Source organism: Kitasatospora sp. NPDC005856 (assembly GCF_040629945.1).
Classification (GTDB): domain Bacteria; phylum Actinomycetota; class Actinomycetes; order Streptomycetales; family Streptomycetaceae; genus Kitasatospora.
Map to the genome: position 1 here is coordinate 16,824 of NZ_JBEXWT010000100.1, position 15,331 is coordinate 32,154.

General features: G+C 75.0%; 15 protein-coding genes and 1 riboswitch. Of the genes, 8 read left to right on the top strand and 7 right to left on the bottom strand.

Annotated elements, in window-relative coordinates; translation table 11 throughout:
• Positions 1 to 109 precede the first annotated feature (109 nt).
• From pknB to thiO, 4 genes are all read right to left on the bottom strand, one after another.
• Positions 110 to 1,891 carry a Stk1 family PASTA domain-containing Ser/Thr kinase gene (gene pknB, locus ABZ449_RS36020; RefSeq protein ID WP_360354625.1) on the bottom strand — a complete coding sequence of 594 codons (1,782 nt, stop codon included), beginning with the start codon at positions 1,889 to 1,891 and terminating at the stop codon, positions 110 to 112.
• Positions 1,892 to 2,012: 121 nt separating this feature from the next.
• On the bottom strand, positions 2,013 to 2,810 hold the full coding sequence (locus tag ABZ449_RS36025; RefSeq protein ID WP_360354591.1) for a thiazole synthase: 798 nt from the start codon (positions 2,808 to 2,810) through the stop codon (positions 2,013 to 2,015).
• A 3-nt stretch (positions 2,811 to 2,813) separates the two neighbouring features.
• Entirely contained in the window at positions 2,814 to 3,053 is a 240-nt protein-coding gene (thiS, locus tag ABZ449_RS36030; protein ID WP_360354593.1) for a sulfur carrier protein ThiS, read from the bottom strand.
• Entirely contained in the window at positions 3,050 to 4,225 is a 1,176-nt protein-coding gene (gene thiO, locus ABZ449_RS36035) for a glycine oxidase ThiO (protein ID WP_360354596.1), read from the bottom strand. The genes thiS and thiO overlap by 4 nt, the downstream gene beginning before the upstream one ends.
• A 3-nt stretch (positions 4,226 to 4,228) precedes the next feature.
• A riboswitch (TPP riboswitch) is annotated at positions 4,229 to 4,341 on the bottom strand.
• Between the two features lie 85 nt (positions 4,342 to 4,426).
• Between thiO and ABZ449_RS36040 the strand changes: the two genes are divergently transcribed.
• The 3 genes from ABZ449_RS36040 to thiE are packed head-to-tail and all read left to right on the top strand — an operon-like array spanning position 4,427 to position 6,696.
• Positions 4,427 to 5,635 (top strand): FAD-dependent oxidoreductase, encoded by a 1,209-nt coding sequence (locus ABZ449_RS36040; protein WP_360354627.1) that lies wholly within the window; start codon positions 4,427 to 4,429, stop codon positions 5,633 to 5,635.
• 42 nt (positions 5,636 to 5,677) lie between these two features.
• Positions 5,678 to 6,043, top strand: a complete 366-nt coding sequence (locus ABZ449_RS36045; protein WP_188295425.1) for an Rv2175c family DNA-binding protein — start codon at positions 5,678 to 5,680, stop codon at positions 6,041 to 6,043.
• Positions 6,043 to 6,696, top strand: coding sequence for a thiamine phosphate synthase (gene thiE / locus ABZ449_RS36050; RefSeq protein ID WP_360354600.1), 654 nt, complete (start codon positions 6,043 to 6,045; stop codon positions 6,694 to 6,696). The genes ABZ449_RS36045 and thiE overlap by 1 nt, the downstream gene beginning before the upstream one ends.
• A gap of 70 nt (positions 6,697 to 6,766) precedes the next feature.
• On the opposite strand, the gene ABZ449_RS36055 is transcribed toward thiE, so the two are convergent.
• On the bottom strand, positions 6,767 to 7,897 hold the full coding sequence (locus tag ABZ449_RS36055) for a polyprenyl synthetase family protein (RefSeq protein ID WP_360354602.1): 1,131 nt from the start codon (positions 7,895 to 7,897) through the stop codon (positions 6,767 to 6,769).
• A gap of 197 nt (positions 7,898 to 8,094) precedes the next feature.
• On the opposite strand from ABZ449_RS36055, the gene metF reads away from it, so the two are divergent.
• The gene (gene metF, locus ABZ449_RS36060) at positions 8,095 to 9,009 is read left to right on the top strand and encodes a methylenetetrahydrofolate reductase [NAD(P)H] (protein ID WP_360354605.1); all 915 of its coding nucleotides are present in this window, start codon (positions 8,095 to 8,097) and stop codon (positions 9,007 to 9,009) included.
• Positions 9,010 to 9,212: 203 nt separating this feature from the next.
• Positions 9,213 to 10,079: a hypothetical protein gene (locus ABZ449_RS36065; RefSeq protein WP_360354608.1), complete on the top strand. Its 867-nt coding sequence runs from the start codon at positions 9,213 to 9,215 to the stop codon at positions 10,077 to 10,079.
• A gap of 18 nt (positions 10,080 to 10,097) precedes the next feature.
• Here the strand turns inward: ABZ449_RS36065 and ABZ449_RS36070 are convergent, their stop codons facing one another.
• Positions 10,098 to 11,615, bottom strand: a complete 1,518-nt coding sequence (locus tag ABZ449_RS36070; RefSeq protein ID WP_360354611.1) for an NAD(P)/FAD-dependent oxidoreductase — start codon at positions 11,613 to 11,615, stop codon at positions 10,098 to 10,100.
• Between the two features lie 22 nt (positions 11,616 to 11,637).
• Entirely contained in the window at positions 11,638 to 12,240 is a 603-nt protein-coding gene (locus ABZ449_RS36075; RefSeq protein ID WP_360354613.1) for a DUF4126 domain-containing protein, read from the bottom strand.
• Positions 12,241 to 12,847: 607 nt separating this feature from the next.
• On the opposite strand from ABZ449_RS36075, the gene ABZ449_RS36080 reads away from it, so the two are divergent.
• The 3 genes from ABZ449_RS36080 (at position 12,848) to ABZ449_RS36090 (ending at position 15,115) form a co-directional block, all read left to right on the top strand.
• A complete protein-coding gene (locus tag ABZ449_RS36080) occupies positions 12,848 to 13,444 on the top strand; it encodes an SAV_6107 family HEPN domain-containing protein (protein ID WP_360354616.1) in 597 nt (198 codons plus the stop codon).
• 29 nt (positions 13,445 to 13,473) lie between these two features.
• Positions 13,474 to 14,226, top strand: coding sequence for a methyltransferase domain-containing protein (locus ABZ449_RS36085; RefSeq protein ID WP_360354619.1), 753 nt, complete (start codon positions 13,474 to 13,476; stop codon positions 14,224 to 14,226).
• Between the two features lie 499 nt (positions 14,227 to 14,725).
• Positions 14,726 to 15,115, top strand: a complete 390-nt coding sequence (locus ABZ449_RS36090) for a DUF3040 domain-containing protein (protein ID WP_074000911.1) — start codon at positions 14,726 to 14,728, stop codon at positions 15,113 to 15,115.
• Positions 15,116 to 15,331: the final 216 nt, after the last annotated feature.

Genomic DNA, 15,331 nt, shown 5'->3' on the forward strand with positions numbered 1-15,331 from the left:
CCCCGCCGCGCTGACCCCGCTGCGCTGACCCCGCCGCGCTGACCCCGCTGCGCTGACCCCGCCGCGCTGACCCCGCTGCGCTGACCCCGCCGCGGAGGCCGGGCAGGCTCTAGAACAGCGAGAACTTCACCGTCACCGTGCTGCGCTGCGGGCGCCGCTCGCCCGCCGCCGGGCTCTGGCCGGAGGACGTGACCGCCCCGAACACGTCCCAGCCGCTGGTCTGCATGGTGAAGCCCGCCGCCTGGAGCGCCTTCTGCGCCTCGTCCTTGCTCATCCCGGTGACGTTCGGGACGGGCACCATGCCCTTGCTGACCACCAGCGAGACCGCGGAGTTCTCCTGCAGCAGCTGCCCGGCCGCCGGCGAGCTGCTGATCACCGAGCCCTCGGGCACCGTGTCGTCGTAGGTCTCGGTCACGTTGCCCCTGGTCAGCTGGGCGCCGGTCAGGGCCGTGGCGGCGTCGGCGGCGCTCCTGCCGGCGAGGTCCGGCACCGCGATCCGCTTGGGGCCCTTGGAGACGGTGACGGTGACGCTGTCGCTCTTGCGGGTGCGCGCGCCCACCCCGGGATCGACGGAGATCACCTGCCCGGACGGCACGGACTCGCTGAACACCTCGACGAACCTCCCGTGCAGGCCCTCCTTGTCCAGGACCCGCTGCGCCTCGGCCCGGTCCCTGCCGAGCACGCCCGGCACCGAGCCGTACAGCCCCTCGGAGATCCCGTAGGTGGCGCCGCCGATCGCCAGCACCAGGGCGGCCACCGCGGCCGTCCAGATCAGCGGCTTGCGGGGCAGGCGGCGGCGCGGTGGGGCGGGCCGGCGCCGGTGCACCGGGGTCGGCTCGTCGTACGGGCGGGGCTCGGCGAGCAGCTCGTCCATCAGCTCCGGCGGCATGTCCAGCACGCTGGTGCGTTCGGTCGGCGGGGCGTCGGCGGGCCGCGGCAGCGGCTGGATCACCGAGGTCGGCTCGCTGGTGGGGTAGCGGGGGCTGGGCCGGGTGGAGGCCGGCGGCTCGGCGTCCAGTTCGGCCGGGGCGAGGGTGCGGCGGACCCGCTGGAGGGCCGCGAGCAGCTCGACCGCGTCGTACGGGCGGGCGTCGGCGGTCCGGGCGCAGGCGCCGGCCACTATCGCGTCCAGTGCGGGGCCGACGGCGGGGGCGACCAGCGAGGGGGCCGGGACGTCCTCGTGCAGGTGCTTGTACATGACCTGGACGGGATTGTCGCCGGTGTGCGGGCGGCGGCCGGTGAGCATCTCGTACAGCAGGATGCCGGCGGCGTAGACGTCCACCCGCTGGTCGGTGGGGGCGTCCGGGAGGATCTGCTCGGGGGCCAGGTAGGAGACGGTGCCCATGACCGTGCCGCCGGTGGCGGTGGTGGTCGAGGTGGGCGCGCCGTCGGCGGTGCCGAGCACCCGGACCAGGCCGAAGTCGGCGACCTTGACCAGGCCGCCCTCGGTGATCAGCACGTTCTCGGGCTTGACGTCGCGGTGGACCAGCCCGGCCCGGTGGGCGGCGCCGAGCGCGGCCAGGACCGGCTCCAGCACGTCCAGCGCGGCCCGGACGGACAGCGCGCCGCGGTCGCGCAGCAGGTCGCGCAGGGTGCGGCCGGGCACGTACTCCATGGCGAGGAAGACGTGGCCGCCGTCCGCGCCCTGGTCGAAGACGTTGACCACGTTGGGGTGGGTGAGCTTGGCGACGGCCTTGGCCTCGCGGATGAAGCGGGCGGTGAAGCCCTCGTCACCGGCCAGCGAAGGGTGCATCACCTTGAGTGCGACCACGCGGTCCAGGCGGGTGTCGGTGCCCTTGTAGACGGTGGACATCCCGCCGGTCGCGATGCGCTGCTCGACCCGGTACCGGTTGTCGAGCAGGGTACCGATCAGGGGGTCGTGCAGTGCCATGTCCACCCGGCGAGTCTAGACGGGGGACCGATGGCCGGGCCCGGAGGACACCGCCCCCGGGCCCGGCTGTGCCCGGCTTGTGACACGCCGGGGCCTCCGGGCGCGGGCCCGGAACGCGGACTCAGAACGCGGGGTGCTCGCGGGTGTCCAGATCGGCCCGGCCCGCCATCGCGGAGGAGGCCTCGGCGTGGAAGCGGCGCGGGATCCGGCCGGCCCGGTGGGCGAGCCGGCCCGCTTCGGCGGCGTGCCGCATCGCCTCGGCCATCAGCACCGGGTCCTGAGCCCTGGTCACCGCGGAGGCGAGCATCACCGCCGCGCAGCCCAGCTCCATCGCCAGCGCCACGTCGGAGGCGGTGCCGGCGCCCGCGTCCAGGATCACCGGGACGCCCGCACCCTCCACGATCAGCTGGAAGTTGTGCGGGTTGCGGATGCCCAGGCCCGAACCGATCGGCGAGCCCAGCGGCATGACGGCCGCGCAGCCGACGTCCTCCAGCTTGCGGGCCAGCACCGGGTCGTCGTTGGTGTACGGCAGGACGGTGAAGCCGTCGTCGACCAGCGTCTCGGCGGCGTCCAGCAGCTCGATCGGGTCGGGCAGCAGGGTGCGCTCGTCGGCGATCACCTCCAGCTTGACCCAGTCGGTGCCGAGCGCCTCGCGGGCCAGCCGGGCGGTCAGCACGGCCTCGCCGGCGGTGAAGCAGCCGGCCGTGTTGGGCAGCACCCGGATGCCGTTGCGGGTCAGCACGTCGAGCACGGAGCCCTGGGTGGTGGCGTCGACCCGGCGCATCGCGACGGTGGTCAGCTCGGTGCCGGAGGCGAGCAGCGCGCGCTCCAGGACCTCCAGGCTGGGCGCGCCCCCGGTGCCCATGATCAGCCGGGAGGAGAAGGACGTCCCGGCGATGGTCAGCAGGTCGTCGGCCATGGCTCAGCCTCCCTGGACTGCGGTCAGGATCTCGACCCGGTCGCCGCTGTTCAGCGCCGTCCCGGACCACGAACCGCGCGGCACCACGGCCTCGTTGAGCGCGGCGGCGACACCGGTGTTGGCCTTGCTGACGGAGGCCACCACCTCGGCGAGGGTGGTCGTGGCGGACACCCGGCGGGGCTCGCCGTTGACGGTCAGGGCGATCTCGTCCGGGGGGATCTCGTTCGGGGCGATCTCGGTCATGCGGAGGCCTTCGTGGTGGAGTGGTCGGGGGAGAACCGGGTGGGCGTGAACGGCCTTGCGAGGTCCGGGACTTCGCCGGTGGCCAGGTACTCGGAGACCAGGTCGGCGGTCACCGGGGTGAGCAGCACGCCGTTGCGGTAGTGGCCGGTGGCGGCGACCAGCCCGGGCAGCGAAGTCGGGCCCAGCAGCGGGGCGTTGTCCGGTGAGCCGGGGCGCAGCCCGGCGGAGGTCTCCAGCAGCGGGAGTTCGGTGATCCCCGGGACCAATTCGTGGGCGTCGCGCAGGAGTTCGTACACCCCGCCGGCGGTGACGGTGGTGTCGTAGCCCTGCTCCTCGGTGGTCGCGCCGATCACCAGCTCGCCGTTCTCGCGCGGCACCAGGTACAGGTGCTGCCCGCGGACGACGGCACGGACGTTGCGGGAGAGGAACGGGCGGTAGGAGTCCGGGACGCGGAGGCGCAGCACCTGGCCCTTCACCGGGCGGATCGCGGGCAGCACCCCCTCGGGCAGGCCGGGCAGCCGGTGGCTGTGCGGGCCGGCGGCGAGGACGACCCGGTCGGCGCCCACCCGGTCCCCGGTGGAGAGCCGGGCGCCGGTCGCGCGGCCGTCCTCGACCAGCAGCTCGACGGCCTCGGCCGGACGGATCGCGACCCCGGCGCGTTCACAGGCGACGAGCAGGGCCCGGAGCAGCCGGCGGCCGTCCACCTGGTGGTCCTCGGCCACGTGCAGGCCGCCGCGCACGCCGGGCGCGAGCATCGGCTCCAGTCTGCGGGCCTCCCGGCCGGTCAGCCAGGCCGAGTCCAGGCCCAGCCGCTGGTGGAAGGCGTGCAGTTCGCGCAGTTCCTCGCGGTCGTCGGAGTCCAGCGCCACGGCGAGCGTGCCGCAGCGGCGGTAGCCGGTGTCCAGGCCGCCGCTCGCCTCGGTGAGTTCGGCGGCGAAGGCCGCGTACCGCTCGTTCGAGGCCATTCCGAGGCGCAGCAGCGGCTCCTCGCCGTACTGCAGCTCGGTGACCGGGGCGAGCATCCCGGCCGCGACCCGGGCCGCGCCGCCGCCGGGGGTGGGGTCGACCACGACCACGTCGCGCAGGCCGCGCCGCGCGGCGCGCCAGGCGACGGCGAGGCCGATGATGCCCCCGCCGATCACCAGCACGTCGGCGCGGCCGTCTGATGGCAAGCGTGACAAAGCTGCTCTGCTCCCTTCGCCGGTATGACCCGGATCAGGTTCGGACGGTCGCGGGCCGTGTCAGCCCGCCTCTCAGCCCGGTACGCCGGGCTCCCGTGTGGTGTCCCCACCATAACGCCGGGGGTCGGCCCGGCCGAAGGCCCGTACGAGGGGTGGGACGGGCCTGTGGGCACCCGCGTGGCGCTGAGTACAGTGACGGGCGTGGCAGAGCTGAGCGGAACGGATCAGGTGGTCGTCGTCGGAGCCGGGCTGGCCGGGGCGCAGTGCGCCCTCAAGCTGCGGCAGGGCGGTTGGCAGGGGCGGATCGTGCTGGTCGGCGAGGAGCCGCACGCGCCGTACGACCGGCCGCCGCTCTCCAAGGACGTGCTGCTCGGCAAGGCCGACTCCACCGCGCTGGACATCGACTACGACCGGCTCGGCATCGAGCTGCTCACCGGCCGCCGCGCCACCGGCCTCACCCCCGGCGTGCTGCGCACCGACGACGGCGACCTCCCGTACGGCTCGCTGGTGATCGCCACCGGCGCCGTACCGCGGGCCCTGCCCGGCGCGGAGCGCGCGCACCTGCTGCACACCCTGGACGACGCCCTGGCGCTGCGCGCGCTGCTGCGCCCCGGGCTGCGGCTGGTGCTGGTCGGCGCGGGCTGGATCGGCGCCGAGGTGTCCACCGCGGCCCGTGCGGCGGGCTGCGAGGTGACCGTGGTCGAGGCCGGCCCGGCGCCGCTGCCCGGCGCGCTGCCGACGGAGATCGGCTCGGCGATGGCGGCCTGGTACGCCGGGGCCGGGGTCGACCTGCGCTGCGGGGTCGGCGTGGCCGCCGTCGAGCCGGGCGCGGTGCTGCTGGCGGACGGCTCGCACCTGCCCGCCGACGAGGTGGTGGTCGGCATCGGGGCCCGCCCCGCGACCGGCTGGCTGGCCGGCTCCGGGGTCGAGCTGGACGCGACCGGCGCCGTCGTGGTGGACGGGCGGCTGCGCACCTCGGTGCCCGGTGTGTTCGCGGCGGGCGACTGCGTCAGCTACCCCTCGGTCCGGGCCGGGGCCCGGCTGGCCGTCCAGCACTGGGACCACGCCCTGCAGTCCGGCGCGGCGGTGGCCGCCGCCGTCCTGGGCGCGGACGCGCCGGCCTACGACCCGGTGCCGTACTTCTGGTCCGAGCAGTTCGGTCGGATGGTCCAGTACGCCGGCCGGCACGCCGAGGGCGACGAGGTGCTGTGGCGCGGCGCCCCCGGGGAGGCCGACTGGTCGGTGCTCTGGCTGCGCGACGGCGTGCCGAGCGCGCTGCTGGCCGTGGACCGGCCGCGCGACCTCGCCCAGGGGCGGAAGCTGATCGAGCGCGGCACGGCCCTGGACCCGGCCCGGGCGGGCGACCCGGCGGTGCCGCTGAAGGCGGCCGTCGCGGGGTAGTGCCTGGTGCGCGGTGGGCCGTGAAGGTGGCAGTCTGGTGACGTGAGTGAGATCGAAAGCAAGATTGAAGCCCTGGTCACCGACTGGATGTACCTGCCCGACATCTCGGAGCAGTGGGGGGTCCGGGTCACCGAGGTGCGTGACCTGGTCAAGAACGGCGGCCTGATCGCCGTCCGGCGCGGGCCGAACAAGTCGCTGCAGGTCCCGGCGGCGTTCATCGACGGCCCGGGCCTGGTCAAGCACCTGTCCGGCACCCTGACCGTCCTGCGGGACTGCGGGTACGACGACGTGGAGATCCTGGAGTGGCTCTTCACCGAGGACCCGTCGCTGCCCGGCAGCCCCATCCAGGCGCTCCGGGAGAACCGCGGCACCGAGGTGAAGCGCCGCGCCCAGGCGATGCTGATCTGATGGCGGCGGACACGCTGCGTACCCGGCTGGCCGATGCCCGGCTCTACCTGTGCACCGACGCCCGCCGGGAGCAGGGCGACCTCGCCGAGTTCCTGGACGCGGCGCTGGCGGGCGGGGTGGACGTCGTCCAGCTGCGGGACAAGGGTCTGGAGGCCAGGCAGGAGCTGGAGGCCCTGGAGGTCTTCGCCGACGCCTGCCGTCGGCACGGCAAGCTGCTGGCCGTCAACGACCGCGCCGACGTCGCCCACGCGGCCCGGCCGGACGTGCTGCACCTCGGCCAGGACGACCTGCCGGTGGCGGCCGCCCGGGCGATCCTCGGCGAGGAGGTGCTGATCGGCCGTTCCTGCCACGCCGAGTCCGAGGTGGACGCGGCGATCGCCGAGCCCGGCGTGGACTACTTCTGCACCGGACCGGTCTGGCCGACCCCGACCAAGCCGGGCCGCCCGGCCCCGGGCCTCGGCCTGGTCTCGTACGCGGCGGAGCAGGACACCGACCGGCCGTGGTTCGCGATCGGCGGGATCGACCTCGGCAACCTGGACGAGGTGCTGGCCGCCGGTGCCCGGCGGATCGTCGTGGTGCGGGCCGTCACCGCCGCCGGGGACCCGCGGGCGGCCGCCGCCGAGCTGTCCCGCCGGGTGCGCGCCGCGCTCTGACGCCCGGATCAGACCGGATCAGACCGGATCCGACCGGATCCGCAGGACCCTCCGAGGCCGTCGCCGTCCGTCAGTACTTGCGGACGGTGGCGGCCTCGGCCAGTGCCAGCAGCACCGTACGGGCCCGCTCGTCGGCGAGCGGCGCCGCCTCCAGCGCGGCCAGCGACTGCCGCATCAGCTCCTCGATCCGGCGCTCCACCAGCTCGGGCGCGCCGCTGCGGGCGACCAGCGCGCGCAGCTCGGCGACCTCCGGGGCCGCCAGGTCCGGCGCGCCGAGCCGCTCGTCCAGGTGCCGGGCGTCGGCGGCCGGCAGGCCCCGCATCGCGTGCGCGACCAGCAGGGTGCGCTTGCCCTCGCGCAGGTCGTCCCCGGCCGGCTTGCCGGTGACGGCCGGGTCCCCGAAGACGCCGAGCAGGTCGTCGCGCAGCTGGAAGGCCTCGCCCAGCGGCAGCCCGAACGCCCCGTACGCCTCGACCAGCTCCGGCCCGGCGCCGGCCAGCAGCGCACCGACCTGGAGCGGCCGCTCGATGGTGTACTTCGCGGACTTGTAGTGCAGCACGGTCTGCGCCCGGTCCAGCGCGCCCTCGTCCGTCGAGTCGCCGGCCACCGGCTCCAGCACGTCCAGGTACTGGCCGAGCATGACCTCGGTGCGCATCAGGTCGAACACCGGCTTGGCGGCCAGGACGGCGGCCGGCTCCAGGCCGGAGCGCAGGAAGAGCTCGTCGCACCAGATCAGCAGCAGGTCGCCGAGCAGCACCGCGGCCGAGGCGCCGTACTGCTCGCGGTCGCCGCGCCAGCCGCTGTCCCGGTGCAGGGCCTCGAAGCGGCGGTGGATCGAAGGCAGGCCGCGGCGGGTGTCGCTGCGGTCCATCAGGTCGTCGTGCACCAGGGCGCTCGCCTGGAGCAGCTCCAGGGCGGCGGCCGCGTTGGCGATCGCGTCGCCGCCGGTGCCCCCGGCGGGGCCGCCGGCGCCGCGCCAGCCCCAGTAGCAGAAGGCCGGGCGCAGCCGCTTGCCGCCGTCCAGCAGGAAGTCGCGCAGCGCGTCGGCGGCGGGGGCCAGCCGGGGCGAGATCTTGTCGAGCAGCACGGACTGGCCGTCCATGAACGCGGCGAGCGCCGCGTTGACGCGGGTGCGGACGTCCTCCACGTCAATGGGGTTGGCCGCACTGGGGTTGGCCGGCCGGGTGCTGGACGAGGTCACGATGGGGCTCCGCTGGTTCTCTGGGGTGCAGCAAGCGTAGCGGTGCGGCCGGGAACGGGTGTGCGAGCGGCCCTGCGGGGAGGCCCGGAGGAGCCGCCGCGGAGCCGCCCCGGGCGAAGCGGAACGTCTTCCATCTCTTGTCTCAATAGATGGAATCGGGTTGTCCGGCCCCTTCGAACGCCGGATAGCCTTCCAGCATGGCACTCGGAATCGCTTCCACGAGAACGGATCGCGCACTGACGGTGCGCGAACTCCTGGCGGCCGGCAAGCGCTCCTTCTCCTTCGAATTCATGCCCCCGCGCACCGAGGTCGGTGAGCAGAGGCTCTGGGACGCCATCCGTCGGCTCGAGCCGCTCGACCCCAACTTCGTCTGCATGACGTACGGAGCCGGCGGCTCCTCGCGCGAGCGGACCGTCAACATGGTCGGCCGGATCGCCACCGAGACCACCCTGACCCCGGTCGCCCACCTCACCGCGGTGGACCACTCGATCGCGGAGCTGCGCAACATCATCGGCCAGTACGCCGACCAGGGCGTGCGCAACGTCCTCGCCGTCCGGGGGGACCCGCCCGGCGACCCGATGGGCGAGTGGGTCAGCCACCCCGAGGGCGTCACCTACGCGTACGAGCTGGTGGAGCTGATCAAGGGCATCGGCGACTTCTGCGTCGGCGTCGCGGCCTCGCCGAACATGCACCCGCGCTCGACCGACTGGGACGAGGACATCCGGCACTTCGTGGCGAAGATCCGCTCCGGGGCCGACTACGCGATCACCCAGATGTTCTTCGAGGTGGACGACTACCTGCGGCTGCGCGACCGGGTGACGGCCGCCGGCTGCGAGACGCCGATCATCCCGGAGATCATGCCGGTCACCAACGCCAAGCAGCTGGAGCGCTTCCCCCAGCTCAGCGGCTCGGCCTTCCCCGCCGACCTGGAGGCCCGACTGCGGGCGGCCATCGACGACCCGGCGGCGCTGCGGGCCGTCGGCATGGAGCACGCCACGGCGATGGCCGAGCGCCTCCTCGCCGAGGGCGCGCCCGGTCTGCACTTCATCACGCTGAACCACTCGACGGCGACGCTGGAGATCTACCAGAACCTGGGACTGCACCGGCGCTGACGGGCCGGTCGGGCCCGCGCCCGCGCAGCTCCGACGCCGGGTGTTCACGAGCCCGTCACCGCACGACGGTGGCGGGCTCGGTCGTGTGCGGCCGTCGTCCCGGGTGCTGGGAACGCGATGCGGTACCCCGGCCGTTGAACCGGTACAGTCGCCGCACACGCGCGGCGCACACGCGCGGGCACGCGACTGGAGGTAGCGGGCGGATGGGCATCGGATACCTGCTGCTGTACGCCGCGTTGGCGGTGGTGGCGCTCTGGCTGGTCGCCGAGGTGCTGCTGCAGAACCGGGCGCCGCTGCACTGGCGGGTCCTGGCGCTGACCGGCTTCCTCGGCGTGGCCGCCGGGATGAGCCTCGGCTCGGTCGTGGTGATCGGCGCCGGCGCCGTGCTGTTCGCGGTCGGCCAGACCTTCGTCACCCTCTCGGTCAAGCGCGGCTACCAGGCCGGCTGGTCCCTGCGGAAGGCCGACGGCAGCCTGCCCGGCCCGCTGGCCAAGGTGCCGCTGCTGGGCGCCCTGACCGGCGGCGCCGCCGCGGTGGCGGCCGTCGCCGCCGGCAGGAGGCGGGTCGGCGAGGTCAGCGCGGTCGAGGAGGCCCCGGCCCCCGTGCCGGTGCCCGCGTCGCCGCCCGACGAGGTGCCGGAGGTCGAGCAGACCGCCGCCTTCGAGATGCAGGAGCTCGCCCAGGACGGCGTCTACGCCCCCGGGTACTACGAGCAGCAGCAGCCGCAGGTCCAGCAGCAGCCCCAGGACCCGTACGCCGCCGCCTACCAGGCCGGCTACGACCAGCAGCAGTGGCAGACCCAGCAGCAGCCCGCCTACGCCTACGACCAGCAGTCCTACGGCGGCTACCCCCAGCAGCAGGACCCGTACGGCGCCTACCAGCAGCAGGGCCAGCAGCACGACCCGTACGCGGGCTACCAGCAGCCGCAGCACCAGCAGGCCTGGGACCAGAGCACCCAGCCCCAGCAGGAGTGGCAGCCCCAGCCCGACCAGCAGGTCCAGGGCATCCCGCAGCAGCCGGTGTACGACCAGTACGGCTACCAGCAGCAGAACACCTGGCACCAGGGCTGACCCGGCCGGGACGGCCGGCTACGCCGGGCCGATCAGCCCGGCGGTGACGCAGGCCGACATGCCGACGCGGGCGAGGCCGCCGCCGGGGTGGGCGTTGCCGCCGATCAGGTACAGGCCGGGGACGGGCGACTCGTTGGCGGCGTGCAGCCCCGCGTACGAACCGGCGAGCACCGGGCGGGCGACCGAGCCGAACAGCGCGCCGGTCTCCCTGCGGGTGTCCTCCGGGGTGCGCACGACCCGCCACAGCACCCGCTCGCGCAGGCCCAGGCCGGCCGCGTCGACGTGGGCGAGCAGCCGGTCGGCGTAGTGGTCGGCGAACCCGGGGGCGGTCCAGTCGACGTCCTCCACCTGGGCCGGGACGGTCGCGGTCAGCACCACGCTCTCGTGGGCGTCGTCGGGCCGCAGCGCCGGGTCGTCCGGGCGGAGCACCTGCACGGTGGGGCGCTCGCAGGGTGGGGCGGAGAGGGTGAGGGCGTTCTCCTCGGCGGCCGGGTCGGCCGCGTGCACCACCGTCCGGTGCACCGTCCCCTCGGGCCGGGGCCCGCGCAGCGCGAGCAGCACGCTGAACCGGCCGGGCACCTCGAACGGCTCCCATTCGTCGGCAGGCATCCCGGGCCACTCGGCGATGCCGTGCCGGAACAGCGCGTCGGTGTCCATCGCGGAGACCACCAGGTCGGCGTCGATCCGGCCGTCCGCCGTCTCGACCCCGGCCGCCCGGCCGTTCTCCACCACCACCCGGGTGACCGGGGTGTCGAAGCGGAACGCGACCTTGCGCAGCTCGCAGCGCCGGTACACGGCGTCCGCCAGGGCCCGCAGCCCGCCCCGGACGTACCAGACGCCGAAGGACTGCTCCATGTACGGCAGCACGGCGGCCCCGGCCGGGGCCTGGCCGGGCAGGAGGCCGTAGCGCAGCGCGGGCTCGCCCAGCAGGGCCGTCAGGCCGGGGTGGCCGCCGAGCTGCCGCCGGGCCACGTCGTCGAGGGTCCACCGGACGGGCTTGCGCAGCCGGGCCAGGCCGGTGCGCGGCGGGACGGGGTACGGGTCGGTGTCCACGCGGGCCCGGGCAGCGGGGGACAGGATGCCGAGCTCGGCCGGCAGCGGCTCCTCCAGCAGTGGGCGGCGGGTGGCCTCCCAGACCGTCCGGCCGTGGTTCATCACCTCGCTCCAGCGGGCGCCCGAGCCGGCGCCGAAGGCGGCGTCCAGGGCCTGGCTGACACCGCCGCGGGAGGCGTTGGGCAGGGTGACGGCGGTGCCGTCGGGGAACAGGTGCCGGCTCTCCGGGTCGACCGGGGCCAGCTCGACCAGCTGCTCCAGCGGCTCCTTGCCGGTCTTCAGCGCGAGGTCGCGGTAGACGGCCGGGAGGGACAGCAGACCGGGCCCGGTGTCGAAGGCGAAGCCGTCGCGCTCGTACCGCCCGACCATGCCCCCGTACGTGCCGCCCGCCTCGCAGACCGTCACCCGGTGGCCGAGGGTCGCCAGCCGGGAGGCCGCCGCGAGCCCGCTCATTCCTGCGCCGATGACGACGATCTTTGCCATGGCCCCGATCCTAAGACCAGGCTCACGCGCTCCCGGCCGCCACCCGGGCGGCCCTGCGTTCGCGGCGGCGGGCCCGGAAGGCGCGGATCTTGTTGACCGCCAGCCGGACCAGCAGCAGGCCGGCGAGCAGGACCGCGGCGGCGACCGAGGCGGCCAGCCAGGGGTGGAAGATCGCCAGCGTGACCAGGCCCGCCACCGAGAGGTCCTCGGCCATGCTGACCACGATGTTGCTGAAGGGCTCGGGGGAGGTGTTGACGGCCATCCGCAGCGAGGACTTCACCAGATGGCTGACCAGCGCGGAGGTGCCGCCCACCGCGCCGGCCGCGACCTCGCCGAGCGAGCCGGGGTCGTTGCTCGCGATCAGCACGCCGACGGTGGCGCCGGCGATCGGCCGGATCACCGTGTGCACCACGTCCCAGACGCTGTCCACGTACGGGATCTTGTCGGCCACCGCCTCCAGCGCGAACAGCACGCCGGCCACGACCAGCACGTCCGTGCGCTCCAGTGCCTGCGGCACCGAGTCCGCGTCGGCGAACCTGCCCAGCAGGCCGAGCAGCAGCACCACCGCGTAGGCGTTGATGCCGCTGGCCAGCCCGCTGGTGAAGATCAGCGGCAGGACCGTCATCGCGTCCCCCTCCTCGTCATCGCGTCCCCTCCTCCTGCGGCGGGGCCGCTTCCGCCCGGCCCGCCGTACCGTACCGGCAACCCGGCAGCCGGGACGCCGTGGACACGGCCCCCGGTTCCGCCGGGCGGCGGCCGCGACGGACTGAGTACGGATACTCAGATCCGCGGTTGAGTACCTCAGCGGATGGCCCACGACCTGCGCAGCCGGAAGAGTGGTGGCACCCGGGAGGGCGGCGCGTCGGGCGCCGGGCCCGCCCGGGCGGCGGATCCGTCCGTCTCCCGGCCGCGACGGCCGGGGGAGGCGGCGGACGGACCGCCACGGGGCTGGTCGTGGTTCCCGCACCGCCGACACGGGGCGGCGGAGCGGGCCGGGGGGAGACCGGCCGCGAGGGGAGTTCGCGGCCGCCGGCCAAGGGGTGGACCGGCGCGGCGACGGCACGGCGGCGGCGCGGAACCGGGGGAGGACCGCGCCCGCCGCCGCTACGCCTTTTCCGGACTTCTTCCGGGCCGCAAGGGCGGTCGGAGGGGCCGGATTGTCAGTGGCGCCGTTCACGATGGAAGGGCACGGACCACCCGGTCCGCCGCGCTGCCTCGGAACGGGGGAGACCATGACCATCAGTCGTCCTGAGCCCGTCACCGCCCGCCTCCACTCCGCCGCCCTGCCGCACCTGCCGGGGCCGTCCGTGGGACGCCCCGCCGGAGCCGACGTCCACCCCGTGCTGCGCCGCAGCGCCGCGCCGCCGGCCGCCCTCGACCTGCTCGCCGACGCCCACCGCACCCTCGTCCGGGCCCGCGCCCTGGAGGACCCGCTGGAGCGCTACGCCACCGCCCACCTGGCCGCGCTGCGCACGGTGGCGGCCCTGCTGGCGGTGCGCGGCCGCCCGGAGAAGAGTCCGCGCCGCCGCAAGGCCATCCGCAGCGCCTGGGAGGTGCTGCCCGAGGTGGCCCCGGAGCTTGCGGAATGGGCGGTCTACTACGGCGCCGGCGCCCGCCGCCGCGCCGCCGCCGAGGCCGGGATCCGGGGCGCCGCCTCGGCGCGCGACGCCGACGACCTGATCCGCAACTCCGCCCTCTTCCTGCGCCTGGTCGAGCGGCTGCTCGGCCTGCACGCCGCACCGCCCCCGCCCCGGCTGCCGCTGGACGACGACGAGCCGCCGGGCGTGCCGGGTGTCCGGGAGACAGGCTCTAAGGTGGAGGCATCCTGATCGAACTGCACGTGCCAAGGAGCCCCACCTTGTACCCGACGCGTCCCCGCAGTGCCCTGCGTACCGCCGTGGTGTGGGAGGTGGTCCGGGCAGCCCTGGAGAAGCGGGCGGCCGAGCTGGACCAGCCGGTGCTCGACGTGGTCGACACCGGCGGCGGCACCGGGAACTTCGCCGTGCCGGTCGCCAAGCTCGGCCACCGCGTCACCGTGGTCGACCCGAGCCCGGACGCCCTGTTCGCGCTGGAGCGCCGGGCCGCCGAGGCCGGGGTGACGGACCTGGTGCGGGCCGTCCAGGGCGACACCCAGACCCTGCCCGAGCTGGTCGCCCCCGGCAGCGTGGACGCGGTGCTCTGCCACGGCGTGCTGGAGGTCGTGGACGACCCGGCCGAGGCGCTCGGCAGCCTGGCCGGAACCCTGCGCAAGGGCGGTCTGGTCAGCCTGCTGGCGGCCAACCGCAACGGCGCCGTGCTGGCCCGCGCGCTGGCCGGCCACTTCACCGAGGCCCGCACCGTGCTCTCCGCCACCGACGGCCGCTGGGGCGCCCAGGACCCGATGCCGCGCCGCTTCACCGGCGAGGAGCTGGGCCGGCTGGCCGAGGCCGCGGGCCTGCGGGTGGAGTCGGTGCACGGCGTCCGGGTGTTCGCCGACCTCGTCCCCGGTGGGCTGGTGGACGCCGAGCCGGGTGCCGTGGAGGCGCTGCTGAAGCTGGAGGAGGCCGTCGCCGAGCAGCCCGCCTTCCACGCCGTGGCGACCCAGCTGCACCTGCTGGCCACCCTGGTCTGAGGCGTCCCGTCCGGCGCGCGCTCCTCTCGTGGCGCCCGCGCCCCTTCACGATCCCTGCCACCGCCGCACGGTTTCTCCGCACGCCGTACGGCGGTGGTCCGCGCCCCGGTGGCCCGCCGCTTCCCCGCCCGTGGCCCCTCCGTGGACCGGCCGGTCCGGGGCCGCCCCACGCCGCCCGGCCGCACACCTGCCCAGGTCCGGGACGATTCCATCCGATCGGGCACTTGTCCGGGGCGTGGCGCGTTGACACCGATGCGGCCGTCCCCGCTCGAAGTGGCCCGTCCCACGCGGCGCAGACCACTCCGTAACGGGGCCACGGACCGTATGATCTGGGTAAAGCCGGAAAGCATGACAGCCGGACGCGTGGGGCATATGGACGACACGGGCCGGGTCCCCCGCACGGGCGTCCGACCGTGTGCCCCACGGCTGATTTGGACTTGCCTCCCCGACCGGGGTGGGCGGACCGGTCGCACCCGCGACCGACGAGTAGGAGGACTCCGTGCCGCTCTCGGAGCACGAGCAGCGACTGCTCGACCAGATGGAGCGAGCGCTGTATGCCGAAGATCCCAAATTCGCGTCTGCGCTTGAGGGAACCGGGCTGCGCACCTACACCCGTCGGCGGGTCTACCTGGCCGTCGCCGGCTTCGTGGTGGGCATCGGCCTGCTGATGGGCGGCATGGTCGTGCCGGATCAGATCTGGGTCAGCGTCGTGGGTTTCCTGGTGATGCTCGGGTGCGCGGTGTTCGCCGTGACCGGCTGGCGCCGCGGGCCCGCAGGCCAGGGTGCCGGGGCCCGCCCGGCCGCCGCCCCGCGCCGCAAGGCCGGGATGATGGACCGGGTGGAGCAGCGCTGGCAGCGCCGCCGGGACGAGCAGACCGGGGGCTTCTGAGCCGCTCGGCCGACGTCCACGAGCCGACACGTACGGAGCCGAGTCCCACCGAAGCCGTCACCTGCGGAGCCGAGCGTACGGAGCCGAGGCACACGAAACGTCCGAAGCCGGGGCGGGTTCTCGACACGGCCGGCCGAGATTTTTTCAACCCACCTGCGGCCGGCCCGGCGAAGGTGAAGATCGGCAACGACTACGTCCAGCTCGCGCACCAGCGCA

Excerpts from the sequence above, each read along its gene's own strand:
- pknB (WP_360354625.1), bottom strand. The coding sequence starts at position 1,891 with ATGGCACTGCACGACCCCCTGATCGGTACCCTGCTCGACAACCGGTAC.
- ABZ449_RS36025 (WP_360354591.1), bottom strand. The coding sequence starts at position 2,810 with ATGGCCGACGACCTGCTGACCATCGCCGGGACGTCCTTCTCCTCCCGG.
- thiS (WP_360354593.1), bottom strand. The coding sequence starts at position 3,053 with ATGACCGAGATCGCCCCGAACGAGATCCCCCCGGACGAGATCGCCCTG.
- thiE (WP_360354600.1), top strand. The coding sequence starts at position 6,043 with ATGGCGGCGGACACGCTGCGTACCCGGCTGGCCGATGCCCGGCTCTAC.
- metF (WP_360354605.1), top strand. The coding sequence starts at position 8,095 with ATGGCACTCGGAATCGCTTCCACGAGAACGGATCGCGCACTGACGGTG.
- ABZ449_RS36065 (WP_360354608.1), top strand. The coding sequence starts at position 9,213 with ATGGGCATCGGATACCTGCTGCTGTACGCCGCGTTGGCGGTGGTGGCG.
- ABZ449_RS36070 (WP_360354611.1), bottom strand. The coding sequence starts at position 11,615 with ATGGCAAAGATCGTCGTCATCGGCGCAGGAATGAGCGGGCTCGCGGCG.
- ABZ449_RS36075 (WP_360354613.1), bottom strand. The coding sequence starts at position 12,240 with ATGACGGTCCTGCCGCTGATCTTCACCAGCGGGCTGGCCAGCGGCATC.
- ABZ449_RS36080 (WP_360354616.1), top strand. The coding sequence starts at position 12,848 with ATGACCATCAGTCGTCCTGAGCCCGTCACCGCCCGCCTCCACTCCGCC.